The sequence below is a fragment of the Geodermatophilus sp. SYSU D00708 genome, from assembly GCF_054050115.1.
The window spans coordinates 62,505-86,059 of record NZ_JBJGYS010000017.1; the positions used below are offsets into that span (position 1 = coordinate 62,505).

Below are 23,555 nucleotides of genomic sequence, written 5' to 3' on the forward strand. Positions count from 1 at the left end.
AGCCTCTGGACGGGGCCGCCGCTGCGCCCCGCCACCCGCGAGCTCGCGGCGGGACCCAGCAGCGGGGCCAGGGGCGTCACGGCGCCGTCGTACCCCTCGGAGACACTGCCGGGCACGACCACGCCCGAACGGAGATCCCGCTGACCTCGGCCCCCACCCGACCCGCCTCGGGCGACGACCCGGGCGCCCGCACCCCGCGGGTGGCCCGGGTCGTCGTCGACGTGCCCCTGGCCCACCTGGACCGGCCGTTCGACTACGCCGTCCCCGAGGAGCTGGCCGGCCAGATCCGCCCCGGCTGCCGGGTGCGGGTGCGCTTCGCCGGCCAGCTGGTCGACGGGTTCGTCGTCGAGCTCGTCGACACCAGCGAGCACGGCGGCAAGCTGGCACCGCTGGCCAAGCTGGTCTCCCCGGAGCCGGTGCTGACCCCCGAGGTGCTCGCGCTGGCCCGCTCGGTCGCCCAACGCTGGGGCGGCACGGTGACCGACGTGCTGCGGCTGGCCGTCCCGCCGCGCCGCGCCGCCGCCGAGAAGCGGCCGCCGGCCGAGCCGCCGCCGCCCCCGGCCGCGCCCGACCCGGCCGGCTTCGCCCGGTACCAGGCCGGCCCTGCGCTGCTGGCCGCGGTCGCCGAGGGCCGGCCGGCCCGGGCGGTGTGGACCGCGCTGCCCGGCGAGGACTGGCCGGCCCGGCTGGTGGAGCTGTGCCAGGCCGCGCTGTCCGGCGGGCGCGGCGCCCTCGTCGTCGCCCCCGACGGTCGCGACCTCGACCGGTTGGCCGCCGCGGCGGAGGCCCGGCTGCCGAAGGGCTCCTTCGTGGTGCTCCGCGCCGATGCCGCACCCGACGCCCGGTACCGGCGCTTCCTGGACGCCGCCCGCGGCAGCGCCAGGGTCGTGCTCGGCACCCGGGCCGCGGTCTTCGCGCCGGTGGCCGACCTCGCGCTGGTCGCCGTGTGGGACGACGGGGACGACCTGCACGCCGAGCCTCGGGCCCCCTACGCGCACGCCCGCGACGTCCTCGTGCACCGCGCGCACCTGGCCTCCTGCGCCGCGGTCGTGGCCGCCACCGCCCGGACCGCGGAGGCGCAGCTGCTCGTGGAGAGCGGGTGGGCGCACCAGCTGGTCGCCGACCGCGCCGTCCTGCGGGCCGCCATGCCGCGGGTGCACGCGCTCGGCGCCGACGCCGAGCTGGCGCGCGACCCGGCCGCGCGCACCGCACGGCTGCCCAGCCTGGCCCACCGGGTCGCCCGGCAGGCCCTCGCCGACGGCGCCCCGGTGCTGGTGCAGGTGCCCCGCGCCGGGTACGCGCCCGGGCTGGCCTGCGACCGCTGCCGGGCGCCGGCCCGCTGCCCGGCCTGCTCCGGGCCGCTGGGCATCTCGCCCACGCCCGGCCCCGGCGGCTCCCGGGTGCCGGCCTGCCGCTGGTGCGCCCGCCCCGCGGCGACGTTCGACTGCCCGCACTGCCACGGCACCAAGCTGCGGGCGTCGGTGGTCGGCGCCGCCCGCACCGCCGAGGAGCTGGGGCGGGCGTTCCCCGGCGCGGCGGTGCGGGTCTCCGGCCGGGGCTCGGGCGTGCTGGCCTCGGTGCCCGCCGGACCTGCGCTGGTCGTGGCCACACCCGGCGCCGAGCCGGTTGCCGACGGCGGCTACGGGGCGGCGCTGCTGCTGGACTCGTGGGCCCTGCTCGGGCGGGCCGACCTGCGGGCGGGGGAGGAGACCCTGCGCCGCTGGCTCAACGCCGCGACCCTGGTCCGCCCGGCGTCGGCCGGCGGGCAGGTCGTCGTCGCCGCGGACGCCGCCCACCCCGTCGTCCAGGCGCTGGTCCGCTGGGACCCCGCGTGGCTGGCCGACCGGGAGCTGGCCGACCGGCGGGCGCTGGGCTTCCCGCCCGCGACCCGCATGGCCGCCCTGTCGGGGACGGCGCAGGCGCTGGCGGAGTTCCTCGAGGCCGCCCGGCTGCCCGGCGACGCCGACCTGCTCGGCCCGGTGCCCGAACCACTGCGCCCCGGTCAGGACGGCGACCGGGAGCGCTACCTCGTGCGGGTGCCGCGCACCGAGGGGGTGGCGCTGGCACACGCGCTGGCGGAGGTGCAGGGGGTGCGCAGCGCGAAGAAGGCGCCCGAGCACGTCCGCGTGCAGCTGGACCCGCTCGACCTGGTCTGAGCGACGGCCCCGGCGGAGGTGGTCAGTCCGCGCCGGCCGCGGTCTCGACGGCCTCCTCGACGGCCGCCTCGGCGACCGGAGCGCTCTCGACGGGAGCCGCATCGGTGGGAGCCGCCTCGACGGGAGCCCCCGTCGCCGGGGCGGCCGCCGCCCCGGTCGCGACCGGCGCCTGCACGGCCCCGGGAGGGCACGGCCCGGTGCGGTCGGGCCCACGGCCCGGGTCCGCGCCGTGCCACCCGGAGCCGTCGTCGAACCGGTGCCGGTCGCGGTCCCCGTCGTGGTGCCGGTCGCCGTGCCGGTCACCATCGCCGTGCCGATCACCGTCGCCGTGCCGGCCGCGGTCGCCGTGCCCGTCGCGGTCGCCGTGCCCGTCGCGGTCCCCGGGGCCGTCCCGGCCGGGACCCGGGGCCTCCGGCTCGACGGGCGCCGGGCTGCCGGGGCTGGGAGCCGGGGGATCGGTGCCGGTGACCGGAGCAGGTTCCGGCCCCGAGGGGGCCGCCGCGGGCGGCACTGCAGGGTCCGGCGTGGCCGGGCGGATAGGCACTGGGTCGGCCGCCGGCGCCGCCGGGGGTGGCTGGGCCGCGGTGGCCGCCGCGAGCGGCGGGACCGCGGCCGCACGGGCCGGCGGCACGGGGACCTGCGCGGCGGCCCCGGCCGGGAGGTCGGCCGGCGAGGCGGGTGCCACCTCGGGCGCGCGCTCGCGGGTGGCCGCCGCCGGCCGGAGAACCGCCCCGGACGAGGCGGGCGGCACGACCGCGACGACCTCCCCGGGCGGCGGGACGGCGTCCCGAGGGCGCGGCGCGTCCCGGCCGGACGACGGCCCGCTCCCGGGCAGGGGGAGCGCCACGGCGGGCCCGGAGCGGTCCGCGACGCCGGGACCGCCGACGAGGGACAGCCCGGTCCACGTCCCCAGCAGCAGGACGAGCAGGAAGGCGCCGGCGATCGTCAGCGTGCCGGCCGTCACCCGGACGACCCCGGCCCACTCGTGCCGCGGCCGGAGGACCACCGCGCGCCCCACCACCACCGGCCGGTGCCGGCTGTCGACGAGGAAGGGCGGGACGCCGGGCACCTGCCGATGCCGCGGGGCCCGGGACCCGCGACGGTGCCGCGGGGCGCTCCGGGACATCAGACGCCCCCTTCCTCGGCCCGGCCGGGACGCAGGTGGCGCTCGGCCCACAGCGCCGCCTGCGTGCGGTCGGCGGCCCCCACCCGCTGCAGGATGTGGGTCACGTGGGTCTTCACGGTGCCCTCGGCGATCCGCAGCCGGCGGGCGATCGCCTTGTTCGAGTGCCCCTGGCGGAGCAGTTCGAGGACCTCACGCTCCCGCTCGGTGAGCACCTCGCTCTGGCCGCGGTCCCGCAGCGCGGAGATCACCGACGGCGCCACCTGCGGGTCGATCGGGCCGCCCCCGGCGGCGACGGCCCGGATGCCGTCGAGGATCGCGTCGGACGAGGCGTGCTTGAGCAGGTAGCCGTCGGCGCCGGCGTCGAGGGCCTCGAGGACGCGGGGACCCTCCCCGTACGAGGTCAGGACCAGGATCCGGGCGGGGTCCTCGCGGGCCCGCAGCCGGCGGATGACGCTGACGCCGTCCTCTCCCGGCATCGAGAGGTCGAGCATGACGACGTCGGGGCGCAGCTGCTCGGTCAGGCCGAGGGCACCGTCGGCGTCCCCTGCCTCCCCGACGCACTCCATGCCAACGCCCTCCTCGAGGAGGCTCAGCAGTCCCTGGCGGACGACCGCGTGGTCGTCGACGACAAGGACCCGGATCACGACCGCGACCTCACTGCGGTGACCCGGGACGCCGCCACGGGGACCGGCAGTTCCGCCGGCCACCCCCGCGGCCGTGACGTGGTCCAGGTCACGCCGCTGAGGATAGGACGAGCGCGGCTCGAAATGGGTCTCCGCGGTGCGGCGTGCACGGTCCCGCGTGCCGGGGACCAACGGTGTACGTCCAGGGACGGATGGATACTCCACCCCCCCGAGGCGAACGCTGGGCGGCATGCCGGAGCAGACGACATCACGGGTCCGGGGGACCGTGCGAGTCGCCGCTCCCTTCATCCGGCCTCAGGCTCGGCTCTTCGGGCTGGCCGCCACGGCGGCGGCGCTCCAGGTCACCGCGTCCCTGCTGAGCCCGTGGCCGCTCGCCCTCGCGGTGGACCACGCTCTGGGCGGTCGGCCGCTGCAGGGTCCCCTGCACGTCCTGTCCGGCCTGGGGCCGGTGGGGCTGCTCGTCGTCGCCGGGCTGGCCCTGATCGGCCTGAACGTCCTGGGCGCCCTGCTCGCCGTGATGACCGACGTGTGGGCCGAGCGGGCGGCCGAGCGGACGGGCGGCGCCATGCGGGCCGCCCTGTTCCAGCGAGCCGTGACGCTGTCGTTGCGATGGCACGACCGCATGCGCACCGGAGAGGTCGTCTCCCGGCTGACCTCCGACGTCGCCCGCGTGCTCGACGCCATCGTGCTGGGCTTCACGTCCCTGCTGCCCGACCTGCTCCTGCTCGGCGGGGCGCTGGTGCTGCTGTTCGCGGTGGACCCGTCCCTGGCGTGGCTCGGGCTCGTCGTCCTGCCCCTGCTGGCCTGGCTGACCACGCACCAGCGTCGACGGATCCGTACCGCGGCCGGCGAGGCCCGCAGGGCAGCGGGACGGCTGTCCGGGACGGCCACGGACCTGCTGCGCAACGTGCGGGCCGTCCAGGCGTTCGGCCGGACCGATCGGGCCGAGCGGATGTTCGCGGAGCCCAACGAGGAGACCGTCGCCGCGCAGACCCGGGCGGCGATCACCGAGGCGCGCTGGGGTCCGGTGCCCAGCTTCCTGCTCAGCATCGGCACCGGCATCGTCCTCGTCGCGGGCGGGCTGCAGGTGCTGGCCGGCGCGCTCACCGTGGGTCAGCTGCTCGTGGTCATCTCCTACCTCGGCAAGCTGCAGTCGCCGGTGCGGGGGCTGGTGCGCCTGGTCGGCGTGGTGGCCAAGGCCAACGCCAGTGCCGAGCGCATCCACGACGTCCTGTCCTGCGCCGAGGCGGTACCCGAGCCCGTCGACCCCCGGCCGGTGCCCCCCGTCCGGGAGGGCCTGCGGCTGGAGTCGGTGAGCTTCGCCTACAGCTCCGACCGTCCGGTGCTGCGCGACTTCGACCTCGACGTCCGCGCGGGCGAGACCGTCTGCCTGTTCGGACCCAGCGGCGCGGGGAAGAGCACGGTCCTCTCCCTGCTGTTGCGGCTCTACGACCCGGACGCGGGCCGGGTGGTCGTCGACGGCGTCGACATCCGCGACGTCCCGACCGTCGAGCTGCGGCGGCAGATGGCCTTCGTGCCGCAGGACCCGTGGCTGCTCGACGGCACCGTCGCCGACAACATCGCCTTCGGGAACCCGGCCGCCACCCGTGCCGACGTCCTGGAGGCCGGCCGGGCGGCCTGGGTGGACGAGTTCGCCGCCGCCCTCCCGCAGGGCTACGACACCCCGCTCGGCGAGAGCGGCATCCTGCTCTCGGGCGGTCAGCGCCGTCGGGTGGCCCTGGCCCGCGCGGTGGTGTCGCCCGCGCCGGTCGTCCTCCTCGACGAGCCGACGACGTCGCTCGACGCCGAGGCCGCCCGGCAGGTCGTCGGCGCTATCCGATCGGCCACGCGGGGCCGCACGGTGGTGCTGGTCACCCACGACCCGGTCCTGGCGGCCATCGCCGACCGGACCGTCCACATCGCCCCGCACCACCGGACCCACCGGGCGCCGCCATCCGGGGGGAACGGGACCCGGCGGCGGCCGCCCGGACGACGTCCCGGGGCGACCGGCTACGCCGGGAACGCGGCTGCGGCAGAGGAGCAGCGCGAGATCGACCACACGTGAAGCGCAGGGATCCGGTCCGAGCCCCTTCCCGGGAGGCCAGTGATGCACCCGCTACCGGACGTCAAGTGGAGCTATGTCACCCGCAGGCTGGTCGACCGTGGCGCGGTCCGGCTGGGGGGCCTCGATCGGAAGCCGCGGTTGGGGGACCTCGCGGCGGCCAGGGTGGTGGAGGTGCGGGCCCACGACCACCTGGAGGACACCAACGGCCGGCAGGTCCGGCTGTACCCCGGGGACGTCGTGGTGGGGGCCTTCGGCAACCGGTATGCCACCGACTACTACGAGGGGTACCTGCCGACCGGGCCGGGAGCCCACCTGCTGACCGCGGGTGGTGTGGTCGGGCAGGTGGCCTCGGCGCACGCCCGTCGGGGTGAGCCCACGGTCCTGGACCTGCTGGGGTTGCTGACCGATCGCTCCGGCCGGCCGTTGTCGCTGGACGACCTCGCGATGGCGGCTCCTCCGCCGGGGCGGCCCGAGCTGGGCACCTTCGTGGTGGTGGGGTCCTCGATGGGGGCGGGCAAGACCACCACGGCGGCGGCGCTGGCGCAGGGGTGGTCACGCGCCGGGGTGCGCGTGGGCGCGGGCAAGGTCACCGGCTCCGGCAGCGGCAAGGACCGGTGGATGTACCAGGACGCCGGGGCCGCCGAGATCGTGGACTTCCTGGACTTCGGCATGGCCTCGACGTTCGGTTACCCACCGGAGCGACTGTGGGCCACGATGCTCGGGATCCGGGACGCCCTGGTCGAGCGGGGCGCGGCGGTGGTGGTCCTGGAGATCGCCGACGGGCTGCTGCAGGAGGAGACCCGGGAGCTGGCCGCCGGCCTGGCGGCGTTCGCCGACGGCGTGGTGCTGGCGGTGGGCGATGCGCTCGGCGCGGTCGCCGGGGCCGGGATCCTGGCGGACCTCGGTGCCCCGCTGCGGGCGGTGAGCGGCCTGGTGTCGTCGAGCCCCCTGGCGTCGCGGGAGGCGGCGGCCGCGACCGGCCTCCCGGTGGTGTCGCCGGAGGAGCTCATCGCCGGTGGTGCGCTGGCCCTGCTGAGCGGCGCGGAGGTCCCGGCATGACCCGCGCGGCGGTCTACCTGCCCGACCCGCGCGGCTGGGCCGAGGGCCGGGTCGGGCCGGGGCAGCTCGCGGAGGTCGACCTGGACGTGCTGGAGGTCGGTCCGGCGGAGGTCGTCCTGCCCGAGGCCACCGTCCGCGACGAGCGCGGCGGGGCGCTGTTCGGCGACGGCGAGCTGGTGTGCGACCCGTCCGCCGGCGGTGGCCCCTGGGCCGGTGCGGCGGCCGACCGGGCGGCACGGGCGTTCGGCGTGGTCAACACGGCCTTCCACACCCAGCGCGCACTGCGCTACGTCGGTGGGCTGCTCGGGCACCCCCTGCCGCGGCTGGTGGTGCGCATCGGGGTGCACGACCAGCCGCGCCGGTGGGCGGGCGGGCACTACCGGCTGCCCGGCACCGGGGTGGGGTCCGACCCGGAGGCGGTGAGCCCGACCGGAGAGGTCCACCTGGGCGGCGGCGCGGGTGCCGTCGCCACCACCGGCACCGGCCGGTACTTCCGCGCGCCGGCGCACAACCCCGCCATCGTCTGTCACGAGGTCGGCCACCACGTGTGCCGGCACACCGCGGACTTCCGGCTCAACCGGCTGCGCCCGCCGGACCAGCAGACCAGCAAGAAGCGACCCGTGGACGAGGGCACCGCCGACGCGATCACGGCGGTGCTGCTGGGCACCCCCGACATCTACGGGTGGCACCGCCACGGCATCCCACCGACCGACCGGCGACGCCGCCGGCTCGACCCGCGCTGGACGATGGCCGACTTCCAGGGCGGCCGCTACAGCGACCCCCACGCCGACGGCACCATCTGGGCCTCCGCGTGCTGGAGCGCCCGCCGGCGGGTCAGCGACGCCGGCGCCGACGCCACCCGCTTCGACCGGATGCTGCTGCGCGGGCTGGAACTGGCCGGGCAGGACGAGCCCGCCGACCGCACCGGCGGCGCCCTCCTCGAACGGCGCCACTTCTCCCGCCTCCTGGCCGCCATGGTCCGGGCCGACCCCGCCCTCGCGCCCGCCGTCCTGGCCGCCATGGCCGACCACGGCATCCACCTGGGCGTCAGCAACAACGAGCTCTCCCGGGCCGCGCGGGCGAAGGCCGGCCGACCGATGGCCGCGCACGGGCAGCGGCTCCTCGCCCGGGGGTGTCCCACGTGACGACGACCGCGCCGGCGAGCAGCGTCGTCTCCCTCGCGGCGGACGGCGGACGGTCCTGGTGGGCGGCGGAGGGAGCGGCCATCGGGGCGGCTCTTGCCGACTCCCTCGGCGCCGGCGTCGCGGCGGAGGCGCTTCCTCCTCCGCCCGACCCCGCGGCCCTCCGCGCGCTGCTCCGGGACGTCGCGCCCCGGCTGACCGCCCTGTCCGACCGCATCCGCGCGGCCTTCGACGCCGACGGGGCCTGCGCGGTGGTGGTGCCGGCGGTCGGCCTGGGCGAGGTGGGCCTCGACGCCCAGCGCACCGGCGTCTTCGCGCTCTCCGTGCTGCTCGGCGACCCGACCCCCAACATCCCGTTCGACCGCGTGGTGTGGGACGTCCGGAACCGCGGGGACGGGTCCTCCAGCCACACGAGCTTCTCGGAGAACGACCTCGAGGCGCAGTACCACACCGACAGTGCGGTCCTGCCCGTCCCGGAGCGCTTCTTCCTGCTGTACGCCGTCCGGGCCGCCCGGTGCGGCGGCGGGGTGTCCCTGCTCCGCGACGGCCGCGATGTCGTGCGCCGGCTGGAGCAGGCCCCCGGCGGTCGGGAGGCGGTGCGGCTGCTCACCGGGACGCCGCTGCCCCGGCGGGTCCCCCGGGCGTTCCGGGAGCACACGGACGTCGCTCCGGACGGCCACCTGTACGCGCCGGTGCTCGCCGACAGACCCCTGTGGCGCTGGCGGGAGGACTCGATCCGGAAGGGGATCGCCGCCCGTCCCGAGTACGCGACGCCCGAGGTGCACCACGCGCTCGACGCCGTCACCGAGCAGCTCACCCACGGCCCCGGGGAGGTCCGGCAGGTCATCCCCACCGACGGCCTGCTGGTCGTCGACAACCACATCGCCCTGCACGGGCGCACCGCGTTCACCGACCCGGCACGCCATCTCCTGCGCCTGCGCTTCCACGAGCCGTCCACCGCGCCGACCGGATAGCGGCACAGCCGCCGCTGCCCCAGGGAGGGCCACGCCATGACCGACGCCATGACCCACGAGCAGCGCTCCGACGAGTACCACGACCTGGTGGACGCCTGGCTGCGCGACTACGTCTCTGCCCCGGACCGCAGGGTGGGCCGGACCGGCCCGGTCTGCCCGTTCATCCCCCGTGCCCTCGTCGAGGGGGCCGTGGACATCTGCGTGCGGTACGACATCGACGGGTCGGACGAGGCGGAGCTGTACGACGAGCTGGCGGCCGAGATCCGCCGGTTCGGGGAGCTCGGCCGACCGCCGCACAGCTCCGGGGTGTCGCTCGACAGCAGGTTGATCGTCCTGCCGCGCATGGACCCTGCGGGTTGGGACCGCCTGGACGCGGTCTACTACGCGCGCCTGAAGGACTTCGCGGTGCAGTCGGGGCTGATGGTGGGGCAGTTCCACCCGCGCTGCGACGAGCGAGCGGTCCGCAACCCGGAGTTCCGGGTCTCCGTCGCGCCGGTGGCCCTGCTCGCGATGCGGTACATGGCGCCGCACGACATCCTCTTCCTCCACCCGTCCAGCCGGTGGTTCGAGCAGTACGACCTGCGCTTCGGTCCGCACTTCGAGCGCGGCCGGATCCGCGATCCGCTCCTGCTCGCGCTGTACCGCGAGGCCTGCGATCGGCACCGGGTCCCGACGGGGTCGACTCCGCCGGTCCACGGCGGCGAACGGCACCCCTGACGTCGTCCTCGACACGGGAGAAGGCACACCATGCACGTCGACGAACGCACCGACCTGCTCGTGAGCGACGTCTGGGAGGAGTTGCCCGCGCAGCTCCGCGACGAGTTCGTCACCCGCCGCGCGGCGTCGACCGGATCCGGGTGGGGCACCAACCCGCGGCAGAAGGCGGACAGCCGGCGCTGGGAACCGCTCCGGCCGGTCGTCATCGACGAGTCCGCCTACCGCGGTCTGGAGTTCCTCGCCGCCCGGCTGCTGCGCCTGGCCGTGGACGCCTGCCGCCGCCGCGCCTCGACCCTGGGCGAGCTGTACCGGGTCCTCCGCTTCCCCCACGCCCTCCCGCTGATGGACCCCGACCGCCCGCTGCGGGCCGCCGAGCTCATCCGGTACGCCCGTCCCGACCTGCTGCTCGAGCACGGCCGCCCCCGCCTCCTGGAGACCAACAACAGCACCCGGCTCGGCGGCACCGTGGTGACGCCCGAGCTCGCGGAGGCCTACGCCGCGTTGTGCCCGCAGAGCGGTCTGCACCCGCCGCCTTCCAGCGTGACCGCGCGCGCCGCGGCGCTGGCCCGGACGCTGCGCGCCGGGACCGCCGGCAACGGCAACGGCAACGGCAACGGCAACGGCCACGGGGGCCGGTTGCTCCTGCCGCTGTACTGGGGGATGGACAACCCCCGCACCTGCCAGCGCTTCGCGACGGCGTCGAAGCCCCTCCTGGCCGATCTCAGGCGGCTGGGTGTCGACGTCGTCGAGGCCGACCTCGCCGAGCTGCGCGTCGATGCCGCCGGTCGGCTGCTCGCCACCGACGTGCCGATCGACCTGGTGCTGCTCGAGTGGGGCGGCAACCGCATCGTGAACGACCGCGGCGGGTTCGACGCCCTGCGCGCAGCCGACCGGGCCGGGACCGTGCAGCTGTTCCCGCGCACCGAGACGGCCATCCTCTCCTCGAAGGCGGTCCTGGCCTGGCTGCACGGGGACTGCGACGCCGGGCTGCTCTCCGCGGCGGACCAGGCCCTGGTCCGCACCCACGTCCCGTGGACGGCGTGCCTGGGCCTGGACGGCGATCCGGCCGCGGAGGAGGAGCTGCTGCGCAGGACGACCGGCGAGCGGGACCTCCTCGTCGCCAAACCCGCCGTCGGCAACTCCGGGCGGGCCGTGGTGTTCGGGGACCGGCTGTCGGACCAGGAGTGGTCGGATCTCCTCTCCTCCGCCGCCGAGTCGCCGCTGGTCCTGCAACGCCGCGTCCGGTCGGACCGCGTCGCGATCCCGTTCCGCGACCAGGACTCCGGGCGCCAGGTCGAGGTGCAGGTGCCGTTCGTGCTCAGCCCGTACATGATCGACGGCGCGGCCGCGAGCGTCGCCGTGCGCCACATGGGCCCGGGTGTCCCCGACGGGGACGTGGTCATCAGTGCCAGCCGGGGGGCCTACCAGAGCACGGCCGTGCTCGCGCCCGTGGTGCCGCCGGGGTGTCCGGGAGCGCTCGGGGCTGGGGAGGACGCTCCTCCTGCACGGCTCAGCCGGACATCACCCGCTGGTGGAGGTGCGTGACCACCGCCCGTGCCGAGAGGAACGCGCCGGCCTGCCAGGAGATGAGGTGGGTCAGCCAGTCGCCGGCGAAGTAGACGTTCCCGGCCGGCTCGAGGAGCAGGTCGTAGTCCCGGCGGCTGTCCGGCGGCCACGACATCCAGCCCCCCTCGATGTACGGGACGCGGTGCCAGGCCACCGAGAACGACGAGGAGAGCTCGTCGCGGTAGCTCGCGCCGAAGATCTCCGCGCCCAGGGCGACGGCCCGTCGGGCGCGGGTGGCGGGATCGAGACGGCCGTAGCTGACGGCGTCCTCGCCCCTGTTGTAGTAGCCGAGGAGCACGCCCCCTTCGCCCAGGTAGCCGTGGGAGGGGAGCCAGATCTCCCGGAGGTCCATGTCGGTCCGGGTGATGCCACCGAAGATCCGCGCGTCCTCCTCCCACCACCGGCGGCCGTACTCGAGGCCCAGCTTCCCGACCGGCAGCGGCCGCGGCCGGGTGAGCGCGGCCTGCACCGAGGGGGCGAGGTTGGTCGGGATGCGGGCCATGAGGTGCGGCGGCAGCGTCGCCACGCAGAAGTCGGCACGCTCGACCTGCTGTCGGCCGGCGGCGTCGCGGTAGACGACCTCCACGCCGTCGGGCAGATCGGTCACCCCTACGACCTCGCACCGGTACCGCAGCCGGTCGGCTCCCACGGCCCGCTGCAGCGCGTCGACGATGCGGTCCATGCCGCCGACCGGCTGGAACATCATCATCGCCTGGCCGTACTCGAGCTCGAAGAAGAACTCCCGGCCGAACCCGCTGGCGAGCACGTCGGCCAGGGAGGGCGGCGGGCCGGCGACCACCCCGGCCTGGTTCCCGGCGCCCGGGTCCACCACGTACCCCCGCCGGTCGGTCCCGGTGTACGCCCACCCGTCCGTCCTGCCGCCGATGGCACCGAAGCCCCGCAGGAAGTCCAGGAGGCGGTCCTTGTCCGCGGCGCTCAACTCGGCGTCCAGCGCACCCTGGTCCGTGGCCTTGGCCAGCAGCTCCGAGACGTAGCCGTACACGTCGGCCCGGGCCGTCCGGAAGCGGATGGGCGTGCCGGCCTGCGCCGCGGAACCCTGGTGGTAGATGAAGGCGTCGGCGTTCTGGTTCGCGAACGGCTCGATCGCCACGCCGAGCTCGCGGCAGTAGTCCAGGGTGACCATCCACTGGGCGATGCGAGCCGCCCCTGCGTTCAGGTACTGGCCGTCGGCGAAGGACGCCGTCTGCGTGTGCCCGTCGAGGTCACGTTCCGTGCTCCCGTTCCGCACGGTCCAGCTCCGGCCCCCCGGCCGGTCCTTGGCCTCCAGCACCACGCAGTCGTAACCCGCCTTGCCCAGCTCGTAGGCGGTCGTCAACCCGGCGATCCCGGCCCCCAGGACGAGGACCTTCTTGCTGGAGCGGCCGGTGAGCGTGAAGTCGGACCGCCGAGGTGCCTGGAAGTCCGCGTCCGCCGCGGCGGGGGTGGGCGCCAGCCCGAGGGCGCCCATGGTCTCGAACAGGACACCGGCTCCGCCGGCCACACCCACGGAGCGCAGGAAGCTGCGCCTGGACATCATCGAGGTCACAGAGTTCCCCCTCGGAGCGGACGCGCGGTGACCGGTGGACGGCGGCGCGTCGACGTCAGGTGGATAGACCGTGCTTCTCGTTCGTTCGGCGTGATGGAGGGCGCTCCGAGGCTACGCACCAGGGCCGCCCGGGACGAGTACTTCCGGACCCGCTCGGTCCCGAACCCGGTCCGGCGCGTCGAGTGCGGCTCGGGCGCCACCTAGGATCGACCGGTGAGCGTCACCCCCATCCGGCTCTACGGCGACCCCGTGCTGCGCACGCCGGCCGCGCCCGTCGTCGACTTCGACAAGGAGCTGCGCGGCCTGGTCGCCGACCTGACCGACACGATGCTCGCCGCCGGTGGCGCGGGGCTGGCCGCTCCGCAGATCGGCGTCGGCCTGCGGGTGTTCACCTGGCTCGTCGACGGCGAGCTTGGCCACCTGGTCAACCCGGTCGTGACCCCGGTGGGGGAGGAGACCCAGGAGGGCCCCGAGGGGTGCCTGTCGATCCCGGGGTTCGCCTACGACTGCCGCCGGCACCTGTACGTCGCCGCGACCGGGTTCGACCTGCACGGCGAGCCGATCCGGGTCGAGGGCTCGCACCTGCTGGCCCGCGCGGTACAGCACGAGGTCGACCACCTCGACGGCGTGCTCTTCGTCGACCGGCTGGCCGACGCCGCCCGCGCGGCCGCGCTGGCCGAGATCGCCGCGGCCGAGTGGACGGGCATGGAGGCCTGGGTGCCGCGCGTGGAGGTGAGCCCCCACTGAGGCTCCTCTTCGCGGGGACGCCGGACGTCGCCGTCCCCGCCCTGGACCTGTTGCTCGACTCCGCGCACGAGGTCGCCGCCGTCCTCACCCGGCCCGACGCCCGCTCCGGGCGTGGCCGCAAGATGAGCCGCTCCCCGGTCGCCGAGCGGGCCGACGCCGCCGGCGTGCCGGTGCTGCAGCCCCGCTCGCCCCGCGAGCCCGAGTTCCTCCAGCAGCTCGCCGACCTCGCCGTCGACTGCGCGCCGGTCGTCGCCTACGGCGCCCTGGTGCCGCAGGCGGCGCTGGACCTGCCGCGCCACGGCTGGGTCAACCTGCACTTCTCGCTGCTGCCCGCCTGGCGCGGCGCGGCGCCGGTGCAGCACGCGGTCATGGCCGGCGACGAGGTCACCGGAGCGTCGACCTTCCGCCTGGAGGCCGGCCTCGACACCGGGCCGGTCTACGGCGTGGTCACCGAGCCGATCGCGCCGCGGGACACCGCCGGCGACCTGCTGGGCCGGCTGGCCGTCAGCGGCGCCCGCCTGCTGCTGGCCACGCTCGACGGCATCGAGGCCGGCACGCTCGCGCCCGAGCCGCAGCCGGCCGAGGGGGTCAGCCTGGCGCCGCGCATCGAGCCGGCTGACGCCCGCGTCGACTGGGCGCTGCCGGCGCACGTCGTCGACCGCCGGGTCCGCGGGGTGACGCCGGCGCCCGGCGCCTGGACCACCTGGCGCGGCGACCGCCTGCGGCTGGGCCCGGTCGAGCCGCTGCCGTCGTCGCTGGGCCTCGCGCCCGGGGAGCTGTCGGTGGGGTCCACCGGCGTGCTGGTCGGCACCGGCCGCGGCGCGGTGCGCCTGGGCGACGTGCAGCCGGCCGGCAAGCGCGTGCTGCCGGCCGCCGACTGGGCCCGGGGCGCCCGCCCGGCCCCCGGCGAGCGGGTCGGATGACGCGGCCCCCACGCCGGCCGGGCCGGCCGCGGCCGGGACGGCGCGACGGACGGCGGGCGCCCCGGCCGCAGCTCGACGGGGCGCGGCTGACCGCCTACGACGTCCTGGACGCGGTGTCCTCCCGCGAGGCCTACGCCAACCTGCTGCTGCCCCAGCTGCTGCGCGAGCGCGAGCTCGACCCGCGCGACGCCGGCTTCGCCACCCAGCTGACCTACGGCACCCTGCGCGCCCGGGGCACCCTCGACGCGGTGCTGGCCGGGCTGGTCGACCGGCCGCTGGCCGACCTCGACCCGCGGGTGCTCGACCTGCTGCGCCTGGGCGCCCACCAGCTGCTCGACCTGCGGGTGCCCGCGCACGCGGCGGTCGCCACCACCGTCGACCTGACGCGGGCCGTCGTCGGCGCCGGGGCCTCCGGGCTGGTGAACGCGGTGCTGCGCAAGGTGGCCGCCGGCGGCGACCGCGCGGCCTGGCTCGAGCGGCTCGGCGGCGACGAGGAGCATCGGCTGGCCCTGGCCACCGACCACCCCGGCTGGATCGTGCAGGCCTGGCGGGAGGCCCTCGGGGGAGACGACTCCTCCGACGCCGCCGAGCTCGAGCCGGCGCTGCTCGCCGACGACGCGGCGCCCGAGGTGCACCTGGTGGCCCGCCGGGTGGCTCGCGACCGGCTGGTCGAGGAGTCCGGCGGCACGCCGGGGCCGTGGTCGCCCTACGCCGTCCGGCTGGGCGGCGGCGACCCCGGGCGGGTGCCCTCGGTCCGCGCCGGGACCGCCGGCGTCCAGGACGAGGGCAGCCAGCTGGCCGCGCTGCTGCTGGCCCGCGCGCCGCTGGAGGGCCCCGACGCGGCCTGGCTGGACGTGTGCGCCGGCCCCGGCGGGAAGGCGTCCCTGCTCGCCGCGGTGCGTCCCGAGGGCGTGCGGCTGACCGCCGCCGACCGCTCGCCGCACCGCGCCGAGCTGGTGCGGCAGGCGCTGGCCGCCGAGGACGACGTCGAGGTGCTCGTCGCCGACGGCCGCCGTCCGCCGTGGCCGGCCGCCGCCTTCGACCGGGTGCTGCTCGACGCCCCGTGCACCGGGCTGGGCGCGCTGCGCCGCCGTCCCGAGGTCCGCTGGCGGCGGACGCCCGCGGACGTCCCCCCGCTGGTCGAGCTGCAGACGGCGCTGCTGGCCGCCGCGCTGGAGTCGGTGCGGCCTGGGGGCGTGGTGGCCTACGTGACCTGCTCCCCGCACGCGGCCGAGACCGTGGCGGTCGCCGACGCCGCGGCCGCCCGCGACGACGTCGAGGTGCTGCCGGTGGCCCCGCTGCTGCCCGACGTCCCCGGGGTCGCCCGCGGCCGGTACGGGCAGCTGTGGCCGCACCGGCACGGCACCGACGCGATGTTCATGGCGCTGCTGCGCCGCACCCGCTGACGGCCGCCTCCGGTCAGCCCCGCGTGGGCCGCAGGTTGCGCTCGGCCCACAGCGCGGCCTGCGTGCGGTCGGCCACGCCGATCCGCTGGAAGATGTGCGTGACGTGCACCTTGACGGTGCGCTCGCTGATGGCCAGCCGGCGGGCGATCAGCCGGTTCGGGTAGCCCAGCCGGATCAGCTCCAGCACCTCGGTCTCCCGGTCGGTGAGCGGCACCGCCGGCCCCGCGCCGCGGTCCCGGACGTCGCGCAGCAGCGAGCGGGCCACGGCCGGGTCGACCGGCGCGCCCCCGGTCGCGACGGTGCGGATGCCGTCGAGGATCTGCTCGGCCCGCGCCTGCTTGAGCAGGTAGCCGTCGGCGCCGGCCGAGACGGCGTCGAGGACCAGCCCGGCGTCGCTGAACGAGGTGAGCACGAGCACCCGCGTCAGGTCCCCGAGGGACCGCAGCCGGCGGATCACCGCGACGCCGTCCGCACCGGGCATCGACAAGTCCAGCAGGACGACGTCGGGCCGGTGCTCGGCGATCATGACCAGCGCCTGGTCGCCGTCGGCCGCCTCCCCGACGCACTCCATGTCGGCAGCGGTGCCCAGCAGGTGGGTCAGCCCCCGGCGGACCACGGTGTGGTCGTCGACCACCAGCACCCGGATCACCGGGCGACCCCGACGGAGGAGGGTGCCTCCGCGCCCCGGGGGAGCACCGCGGCTCCGTCGAGCGGGACCTGGGCCAGGACCCGGGTGCCCTGCCCCGGCGCACTGGCGATGGTCAGCGCGCCGCCCGCGGCCTGCAGGCGGTCCTCCAGGGCGCGCAGGCCGAGGTGGCCGCGGACGCTGCTGGCGGCCAGGCCGACCCGGTCCATCCCGCGGCCGTCGTCGTCGACGCTGAGCACGGCCTCGGTGGGCGTCCGGCTGACGACGACGGCGACCCGGTCGGCCCCGCTGTGCGACCGCACGTTCCGCAGCGCCTCGAGGGCGGCGCGGTAGAGCAGCGAGGCGACCGGTTCCGGCAGGTCGTCGGCGGCCGCGGCGTCCAGGTGCACGGTGAGGCCCTCCCTTTCCAGGCCCTCCGCGAGCACGGCCAGCGCGGGCGCCAGGCCCGCCTCCGGCAGCCGCGGCGGGTTGAGGTCGACCAGCAGCGAGCGCAGCTCGGTCACGCTCTGCCGCACCCGCTCGGCGGTGCGGGCGACGAGCTCGGGGTCGGCGTCGGCGGCGTCCAGCCGGGCGACGTCGAGGTCGTAGGTGAGGCCGGTGAGGTCCTGGACGACGCCGTCGTGCACCTCGGCCGCGATCCGCCGGCGCTCGTCCTCGGAGGCGTCGACGACCGACTGGAGCAGCCGGGTCTCGGCCTCCTGGTGGCGGCGCAGCCGGCGGGCGAGGTGCCACGCGATCGGTATCTGCACCGCCTGCAGCAGCAGCAGCGCGCCGAGGGCGGCGGGGGCGAACCGCATGTAGGCCGCCCGCGCGGAGTCCTGCACGACGTCGTAGCCCTGGTAGACCTTGACCAGCAGCCGCCGCCCCGCCGCGTCGCGCACCCCCACGTGCACCTCGAGGAGGGCCCGGTCGGGCGACTCGAAGCGGTTCTGCGGCGCGGTGAGGTCGGTGACGTGCGAGCCGACCGTGCCGTCCTCCAGCGCGGCGCGCTCGAGCCCGTCGAGGGGCGCGACCATGCCCACCACCCGGGGCTCGTCGGACCACAGCACCCGGCCGCGGCCGTCGAGGACCTCGATCCGGCTCACCGGGCCCGACGCGGCGACCGTGGCGACGGCCGTACCCAGCCGGGCGGCGGCCTGCTCGTCCCCGCTGCGCAGCTCCGGGGTCAGCAGCGGCGCGACCACGCCGTGGCCGACGACCCGGGCCACCCGCTCGGCCGACCGGATCCCCTCCTCGACGCCGGCCCGCCGGGACAGGGAGGCGATCAGCAGGGACAGCGCGAGCGTCGCCACCACACCGGCGACGGTGAAGCGCGTGACGGAGGCCGCCACGGAGATCCGGCCGTGGCCGGTGCCGGAGTACCGGCTCGAGGGAGTGCGTCCCACGGGGTCAGGCTAGGTCCGCCCGCCGACATCGTGGGACTCCCGCGTTCCGCTTCCTGAGCCGGGGCGGGGCCGTCCGCCGGGAACCAGCGGGCCCCGGGGGACGACTACAGCCCCGTGACGACCCACAGCGCGGCCGTGCGCCGCTCCCTGGCCACCGGTGTCCTGACCGCCGTCCTGCTCGCCGTCGGCACCGGGCCGGCGGCCGCGCACGTCGAGGTGAGCGCGCCGGGCGCCACCGCCGGCACCGGGCCGATGACGGTGACCTTCTCCGGCGCGGCCGAGAACCCGTCCGGCGTCGCCGGCCTGCGCACGCAGCTGCCCACCGGCATCGACCCGGCCACCGTCTCGCTCGCCTCCGGACCGGCCGGCTGGGCGCTCACCGCGACCGCGGACGGCTTCGAGGTGGGCGGCCCGCCCCTGCCCTCGGGGCAGGACGCCGAGTTCGCGATCACCGTGGCGCAACTGCCCCCGGGGGTCACCGAGCTGGTCTTCCCCACGATCCAGAGCTACGCCGACGGCACCGAGGACGCGTGGATCGAGCAGGCCGCGCCGGGCGCGCCCGAGCCCGAGCAGCCGGCCCCCGTCCTGACCGTCGCGCCGGGCGCCCCGGCCCCGGCGTCCCCGCCCGCGACCGAGGCCACCACCTCCGCGGCGCCGGAGACGTCGGCGGGGGAGACGGCCGCCACCGCCACCACGCCGGCGGTCGAGGAGGAGGACGACGGCGGCGTCGGCGCCGGCTGGCTGGTCGCCCTGGGCGTGCTGGTGGTCGCCGGCGTCGCCGGGGGACTGTGGGTGCGGCGGTCCCGCGCCCGGCCCTGACCTGCGCCGGGGCCGGAGGCCGGCCCGCCGCCGCTTAGACTCCGCAGACGTGTCCCGCACCCCGATGATCGCGCCCAGCCTGCTGTCGGCGGACTTCGCCCGCCTCGGCGAGGAGGCGCACCGGGTGGCCGACGCCGACTGGCTGCACTTCGACGTCATGGACGCGCACTTCGTGCCCAACCTGACCTTCGGCCTGCCGGTCCTGCAGGCGCTGCAGGCGGTCAGCCCGGTGCCGCTCGACTGCCACCTGATGATCGAGCACCCCGAGCGGTGGGCCCCGCGCTACGCCGAGGCGGGCGCGCGCAACGTCACCGTCCACGCCGAGGCGTGCACCGACCCGCGCGCGGTCGCCCGCGACCTGCGCGCCGCCGGGGCGCTGGCCGGCCTGGCGCTCAAGCCGGGCACCCCGCTGGAGGAGTACCTCGACGTGCTCCCGGACTTCGACACCCTGCTGGTCATGACCGTCGAGCCCGGCTTCGGCGGCCAGGAGTTCCTGGCCGAGGTGCTGCCCAAGGTGCGCCGCGCCCGTGAGCTGGTCGACACCGGACACCTGACGCTGCTCGTCGAGGTGGACGGCGGGATCAACGCCGACACCATCGAGCAGGCCGCCGCGGCCGGTGCCGACGTGTTCGTCGCCGGGTCGGCGGTCTACGGCGCCGAGGACCCCGCGCGCGCCATCGCCGGTCTGCGCGCGCAGGCGGCCGCGGCGATGACGGGGTGACGGCCACCCCGGCCGAGCGCAGCGCCATGGCCCGTGCCCGCGAGCTCGGCGCCGCGGTCCTCGGCACGACCAGCCCCAACCCGCCCGTCGGCGCCGTCGTCCTGGCCGCCGACGGGACGCCGGTGGGGGAGGGCGCCACCGCCCCGCCCGGCGGCCCGCACGCCGAGGTGCAGGCCCTGGCCGCGGCCGGGGAGCGGGCCCGCGGGGGCACCGCCGTGGTCACCCTCGAGCCCTGCGCGCACACCGGCCGCACCGGCCCCTGCGCCGACGCCCTGCTCGCCGCGGGCATCGCGCGCGTGGTCGTCGCCGTCCCCGAGCCGACCGAGCTGGCCGGCGGCGGGGCGCAGCAGCTGCGCGACGCCGGGGTCGCCGTCGAGCTCGGGGTCGAGCAGGCCGCGGCGGAGGAGGGCGCGCTGGCCGCGTGGCTCACCGGCATCCGGGAGCGCCGGCCGTACGTGGTGTGGAAGGCCGCCGGCACGCTCGACGGCCGGGTCGCCGCCGCCGACGGCAGCAGCCGCTGGGTCACCGGGCCCGAGGCCCGGGCCGCCGTCCACCGGCTGCGCGCCACCTGCGACGCCGTCCTCGTCGGCTCGGGCACCGCGCTGGCCGACGACCCCCAGCTGACCGTCCGCGACGCCGAGTTGCCACCCGGCCACCCGGCCGCCGACCGGCAGCCGCTGCGGGTGGTCCTCGACCGCCGCGGCCGGCTGCCGCGCACCGCCCGCGTCCTCGACGGCGCCGCCCCGACGCTGGTCAGCGCCGCGGCCGGACCCCGCGACCTGCTGGCCGAGCTGTTCGACCGCGACGTGCGCCGGGTGCTGCTCGAAGGCGGCCCCACGCTGGCCGCGGCGTTCCTGCGCGAGGGCCTGGTCGACGAGGCCGTCGTCCACCTGGCGCCCAAGCTGCTCGGTGCCGGCGCGCCCCTCGTCGGCGACCTGGGAATCACCTCGATCGGGGAGGCGCTGACCCTGTCGGTCGCCGACGTCACCCTCCTGGGCGGGGACGTCGGCATCCGGCTGCGACCGAACCGGCACACTGGTGCACGTCGGTCCGCGGACAGCCCGGGCGCGACCGGAGGGAGTTGATCGTGTTCACCGGGATCGTCGAGGAGATCGGCACCCTGCTCGTCCGCGAGGACCAGGAGGACGCCGCCCGGCTGCAGATCCGTGCGCGCCGGGCGCTGGAGGGGGTGGCGCTGGGTGACTCGATCGCGGTCAACGGCGTCTGCCTCACCGTCACCGGCGTGGACGGCGACGTGTGGGCCACCGACGTCATGGCCGAGACCCTCCGCCGCAGCAGCCTCGGCGCGCTCGGCGCCGGTGACCCGGTGAACCTCGAGCGCGCGGTGACCCCGCAGACCCGGCTCGGCGGCCACCTGGTGCAGGGCCACGTGGACGGCGTCGGCACCGTGCTCGCCCGGACCCCCAGCGAGCACTGGGAGGTCGTCCGGGTCGCGCTGCCCCGCGAGCTGGCCCGCTACGTGGTCGAGAAGGGCTCGGTCGCCGTCGACGGCGTCTCCCTCACGGTGAGCGCGGTCAGCGCCGTCGACGACCCCGAGCCGTGGTTCGAGATCAGCCTCATCCCCACCACCCTGCGCGAGACCACGCTCGGCGCGGTGCCTCCGGGGAGTCCGGTCAACCTGGAGGTCGACGTGGTCGCCAAGTACGTGGAACGTCTGTTGGGAGCACGTCGGTGAGCGAGCCCAGCACGCGCCTGGACACCATCGAGGCCGCCATCGCCGCCATCAAGGACGGCCGCCCGGTGGTGGTGATCGACGACGAGGACCGGGAGAACGAGGGCGACCTGATCTTCGCCTCGGAGCTGGCCACGCCGGAGCTGGTGGCGTTCATGGTCCGCTACACCTCCGGCTACATCTGCGTGGCCGTCACCGAGGCCGACGCCGACCGGCTGGACCTACCGCCGATGTTCCGGGTCAACCAGGACCGCCGGGGCACCGCCTACACGGTGACCGTCGACGCCCGCGAGAGCATCACCACCGGCATCTCCGCGTCGGACCGGGCGCACACCATCCGGCTGTTGGCCGACGCGGACACCGACCCCACCGACCTCGCCCGGCCCGGGCACATCGTGCCGCTGCGGGCCCGGGACGGCGGTGTGCTGCGCCGGCCCGGGCACACCGAGGCGGCCGTGGACCTGGCGGTGCTGGCCGGGCTGCGCCCCTCCGGGACGCTCTGCGAGCTGGTCAGCGAGAAGGACCCCACCGGCATGGCCCGCGGGGAGGAGCTGCGGCTCTTCGCCGACGAGCACGACCTGCCGCTGGTGTCGATCGCGGACCTGATCGCCTACCGCAAGCGGTTCGACAAGCTCGTGGAGCGGGTCGCCGAGGCCGCCGTGCCGCTGGCCCCGGGCCTGTTCACCGCCGTGGGCTACCGCTCCTCCTACGACGAGCGGGAGCACGTCGCCTTCGTGTACGGCGACCTCGCCGAGGGGGAGGACGTGCTGGTCCGCGTCCACTCCGAGTGCCTGACCGGCGATGTGTTCGGCTCGCTGCGCTGCGACTGCGGGCCGCAGCTGCAGGCGGCGCTGGCCGCGGTCGCCCAGGAGGGCCGCGGCGTCGTCCTCTACATCCGCGGGCACGAGGGCCGGGGCATCGGCCTGCTGCACAAGCTGCAGGCCTACCAGCTGCAGGACGCCGGGGTGGACACCGTCGACGCCAACCTCGACCTGGGGCTGCCCGCCGACGCCCGCGACTACGGCACCGGGGCGCAGATCCTGGTCGACCTGGGCGTGCACACCATGCGGCTGCTCACCAACAACCCGGCCAAGCGGGCCGGGCTGGAGGGCTACGGGCTGAAGATCACCGGCCGGGTGCCGCTGCCCAGCCACGTCACCGCGGAGAACCTGGCCTACCTCAAGACCAAGCGCGACCGGATGGGCCACCTCCTCGACATCATCGAGCCCGAGACCGAGTCCGGTCCGGCCGACGTCCCCACCGTCCCGGGCACCGACGTGCCCCTCCGCCAGCAGGAGCAGAAGCTGTGAACGAGCTCGCGAGTTCACCGATGGGCATGGCAGTGGGCCCGCGAACGCGTCCGACGAGCGCCAGCGAGGAGGCCGCGTGAGTGGGAAGGGCGCCCCCGAGGCGCAGCCGGTCGAGGCCGCGGGTCTGACCCTCGGCATCGTCGCGACCACCTGGCACGCCGAGATCACCGGCGCGCTCCTGGACCGCGCGGTCGCCGCTGCCGCCGCCTGCGGCATCCCCGAGCCGACCGTCGTCCGGGTGCCGGGTGCGGTGGAGCTGCCGGTGGTCGCCCAGGCGCTGACCGAGCGGCACGACGCCGTCGTCGCGCTGGGCGTGGTCATCCGCGGCGGGACGCCGCACTTCGAGTACGTGTGCGACGCGGTCACCGCCGGCCTCACCCGGGTGGCCCTCGACGCCGGCACGCCGGTCGGCAACGGCGTCCTCACCTGCGACACCGAGCAGCAGGCGCGCGACCGCGCCGGGCTGCCCGGCTCCGCGGAGGACAAGGGTTTCGAGGCGACGGTCGCCGCGCTCGCCACCGCGCTCACCCTCCGCTCGCTGCGCGGGCCCTCGCGGCCCACCGGCTTCACCGTCACCCCGGCCGCCGACGGGAGTCGCGCGTGAAGACCTTCGACTCGCTGTTCGCCGAGCTCGCCGCCAAGGTGGCCGCCGGTGACCCCGCCTCCGGCACGGTCACGGCGGTCCGCGACGGGGTGCACGCAGCCGGCAAGAAGGTCGTCGAGGAGGCCGCGGAGTCCTGGATGGCCGCCGAGCACGAGGGCGAGGTCCGGACGGCGGAGGAGATCAGCCAGCTTCTCTACCGGGTGCAGGTCCTCATGCTGGCCCGCGGCCTGACGCTGGACGACGTCTACGCCCACCTCTGAAGCGGCCCACCTCCGATCCACGCTCGACCCCCACCGACCTCCCGAG

The 23,555-nt window shown here is 76.7% G+C and carries 22 protein-coding genes; 17 read left to right on the forward strand and 5 right to left on the reverse strand.

All coding sequences use genetic code 11. The annotated features are described in order from the left end of the window. Positions 1-200 precede the first annotated feature (200 nt). The gene (locus ACI79D_RS15535) at positions 201-2,156 is read left to right on the forward strand and encodes a primosomal protein N' (protein ID WP_456919335.1); all 1,956 of its coding nucleotides are present in this window, start codon (positions 201-203) and stop codon (positions 2,154-2,156) included. 22 nt (positions 2,157-2,178) lie between these two features. Here ACI79D_RS15535 and ACI79D_RS15540 read toward each other — a convergent pair whose 3' ends face one another. Together ACI79D_RS15540 and ACI79D_RS15545 are read right to left on the reverse strand one after the other, a co-directional pair. Beyond that, positions 2,179-3,225 carry a hypothetical protein gene (locus tag ACI79D_RS15540; RefSeq protein WP_456919336.1) on the reverse strand — a complete coding sequence of 349 codons (1,047 nt, stop codon included), beginning with the start codon at positions 3,223-3,225 and terminating at the stop codon, positions 2,179-2,181. Between the two features lie 56 nt (positions 3,226-3,281). After that, positions 3,282-3,926 carry a response regulator gene (locus tag ACI79D_RS15545; RefSeq protein WP_456919337.1) on the reverse strand — a complete coding sequence of 215 codons (645 nt, stop codon included), beginning with the start codon at positions 3,924-3,926 and terminating at the stop codon, positions 3,282-3,284. 265 nt (positions 3,927-4,191) lie between these two features. Here ACI79D_RS15545 and ACI79D_RS15550 point away from each other — a divergent pair, with 265 nt between their 5' ends. The 6 genes from ACI79D_RS15550 to ACI79D_RS15575 are packed head-to-tail and all read left to right on the forward strand — an operon-like array spanning position 4,192 to position 11,428. Then, complete coding sequence (locus ACI79D_RS15550; protein ID WP_456919338.1) at positions 4,192-5,991, forward strand: ABC transporter ATP-binding protein; 1,800 nt, start codon at positions 4,192-4,194, stop codon at positions 5,989-5,991. Between the two features lie 42 nt (positions 5,992-6,033). Continuing rightward, positions 6,034-7,050 (forward strand): hypothetical protein, encoded by a 1,017-nt coding sequence (locus tag ACI79D_RS15555; protein ID WP_456919339.1) that lies wholly within the window; start codon positions 6,034-6,036, stop codon positions 7,048-7,050. Beyond that, positions 7,047-8,195, forward strand: a complete 1,149-nt coding sequence (locus tag ACI79D_RS15560) for a hypothetical protein (protein WP_456919340.1) — start codon at positions 7,047-7,049, stop codon at positions 8,193-8,195. Before ACI79D_RS15555 ends, ACI79D_RS15560 begins: the two co-directional genes overlap by 4 nt. After that, on the forward strand, positions 8,192-9,166 hold the full coding sequence (locus ACI79D_RS15565; protein WP_456919341.1) for a TauD/TfdA family dioxygenase: 975 nt from the start codon (positions 8,192-8,194) through the stop codon (positions 9,164-9,166). The genes ACI79D_RS15560 and ACI79D_RS15565 overlap by 4 nt, the downstream gene beginning before the upstream one ends. A gap of 36 nt (positions 9,167-9,202) precedes the next feature. Then, positions 9,203-9,883 (forward strand): DUF6875 domain-containing protein, encoded by a 681-nt coding sequence (locus ACI79D_RS15570; protein WP_456919342.1) that lies wholly within the window; start codon positions 9,203-9,205, stop codon positions 9,881-9,883. Positions 9,884-9,913: 30 nt separating this feature from the next. Continuing rightward, positions 9,914-11,428 carry a hypothetical protein gene (locus ACI79D_RS15575; protein WP_456919343.1) on the forward strand — a complete coding sequence of 505 codons (1,515 nt, stop codon included), beginning with the start codon at positions 9,914-9,916 and terminating at the stop codon, positions 11,426-11,428. On the opposite strand, the gene ACI79D_RS15580 is transcribed toward ACI79D_RS15575, so the two are convergent. Next, positions 11,394-12,986 carry a flavin monoamine oxidase family protein gene (locus ACI79D_RS15580; protein ID WP_456919385.1) on the reverse strand — a complete coding sequence of 531 codons (1,593 nt, stop codon included), beginning with the start codon at positions 12,984-12,986 and terminating at the stop codon, positions 11,394-11,396. The genes ACI79D_RS15575 and ACI79D_RS15580 overlap by 35 nt on opposite strands. A gap of 222 nt (positions 12,987-13,208) precedes the next feature. On the opposite strand from ACI79D_RS15580, the gene def reads away from it, so the two are divergent. The 3 genes from def to ACI79D_RS15595 are packed head-to-tail and all read left to right on the forward strand — an operon-like array spanning position 13,209 to position 16,071. Further along, complete coding sequence (def, locus tag ACI79D_RS15585; protein WP_456919344.1) at positions 13,209-13,742, forward strand: peptide deformylase; 534 nt, start codon at positions 13,209-13,211, stop codon at positions 13,740-13,742. Continuing rightward, on the forward strand, positions 13,691-14,665 hold the full coding sequence (fmt, locus tag ACI79D_RS15590) for a methionyl-tRNA formyltransferase (protein WP_456919345.1): 975 nt from the start codon (positions 13,691-13,693) through the stop codon (positions 14,663-14,665). The genes def and fmt overlap by 52 nt, the downstream gene beginning before the upstream one ends. Then, positions 14,662-16,071: an RsmB/NOP family class I SAM-dependent RNA methyltransferase gene (locus ACI79D_RS15595; RefSeq protein ID WP_456919346.1), complete on the forward strand. Its 1,410-nt coding sequence runs from the start codon at positions 14,662-14,664 to the stop codon at positions 16,069-16,071. The genes fmt and ACI79D_RS15595 overlap by 4 nt, the downstream gene beginning before the upstream one ends. A gap of 13 nt (positions 16,072-16,084) precedes the next feature. Here the strand turns inward: ACI79D_RS15595 and ACI79D_RS15600 are convergent, their stop codons facing one another. Further along, positions 16,085-16,711: a response regulator gene (locus tag ACI79D_RS15600; RefSeq protein WP_456919347.1), complete on the reverse strand. Its 627-nt coding sequence runs from the start codon at positions 16,709-16,711 to the stop codon at positions 16,085-16,087. 5 nt (positions 16,712-16,716) lie between these two features. Beyond that, positions 16,717-18,102: a sensor histidine kinase gene (locus tag ACI79D_RS15605; RefSeq protein ID WP_456919348.1), complete on the reverse strand. Its 1,386-nt coding sequence runs from the start codon at positions 18,100-18,102 to the stop codon at positions 16,717-16,719. Positions 18,103-18,216: 114 nt separating this feature from the next. Here ACI79D_RS15605 and ACI79D_RS15610 point away from each other — a divergent pair, with 114 nt between their 5' ends. From ACI79D_RS15610 to ACI79D_RS15640, 7 genes are all read left to right on the forward strand, one after another. Beyond that, positions 18,217-18,921 carry a DUF1775 domain-containing protein gene (locus ACI79D_RS15610; RefSeq protein ID WP_456919349.1) on the forward strand — a complete coding sequence of 235 codons (705 nt, stop codon included), beginning with the start codon at positions 18,217-18,219 and terminating at the stop codon, positions 18,919-18,921. Positions 18,922-18,970: 49 nt separating this feature from the next. After that, the gene (gene rpe / locus ACI79D_RS15615; RefSeq protein ID WP_456919350.1) at positions 18,971-19,642 is read left to right on the forward strand and encodes a ribulose-phosphate 3-epimerase; all 672 of its coding nucleotides are present in this window, start codon (positions 18,971-18,973) and stop codon (positions 19,640-19,642) included. Beyond that, positions 19,639-20,727 (forward strand): bifunctional diaminohydroxyphosphoribosylaminopyrimidine deaminase/5-amino-6-(5-phosphoribosylamino)uracil reductase RibD, encoded by a 1,089-nt coding sequence (ribD, locus tag ACI79D_RS15620; RefSeq protein ID WP_456919351.1) that lies wholly within the window; start codon positions 19,639-19,641, stop codon positions 20,725-20,727. The genes rpe and ribD overlap by 4 nt, the downstream gene beginning before the upstream one ends. Positions 20,728-20,729: 2 nt before the next feature. Further along, positions 20,730-21,338 carry a riboflavin synthase gene (locus ACI79D_RS15625; RefSeq protein WP_456919352.1) on the forward strand — a complete coding sequence of 203 codons (609 nt, stop codon included), beginning with the start codon at positions 20,730-20,732 and terminating at the stop codon, positions 21,336-21,338. Then, on the forward strand, positions 21,335-22,645 hold the full coding sequence (locus ACI79D_RS15630; RefSeq protein WP_456919353.1) for a bifunctional 3,4-dihydroxy-2-butanone-4-phosphate synthase/GTP cyclohydrolase II: 1,311 nt from the start codon (positions 21,335-21,337) through the stop codon (positions 22,643-22,645). Before ACI79D_RS15625 ends, ACI79D_RS15630 begins: the two co-directional genes overlap by 4 nt. A gap of 76 nt (positions 22,646-22,721) precedes the next feature. Beyond that, complete coding sequence (ribH, locus tag ACI79D_RS15635) at positions 22,722-23,249, forward strand: 6,7-dimethyl-8-ribityllumazine synthase (RefSeq protein ID WP_456919354.1); 528 nt, start codon at positions 22,722-22,724, stop codon at positions 23,247-23,249. After that, positions 23,246-23,509, forward strand: coding sequence for a phosphoribosyl-ATP diphosphatase (locus tag ACI79D_RS15640; protein ID WP_456919355.1), 264 nt, complete (start codon positions 23,246-23,248; stop codon positions 23,507-23,509). The genes ribH and ACI79D_RS15640 overlap by 4 nt, the downstream gene beginning before the upstream one ends. Positions 23,510-23,555 lie beyond the last annotated feature (46 nt).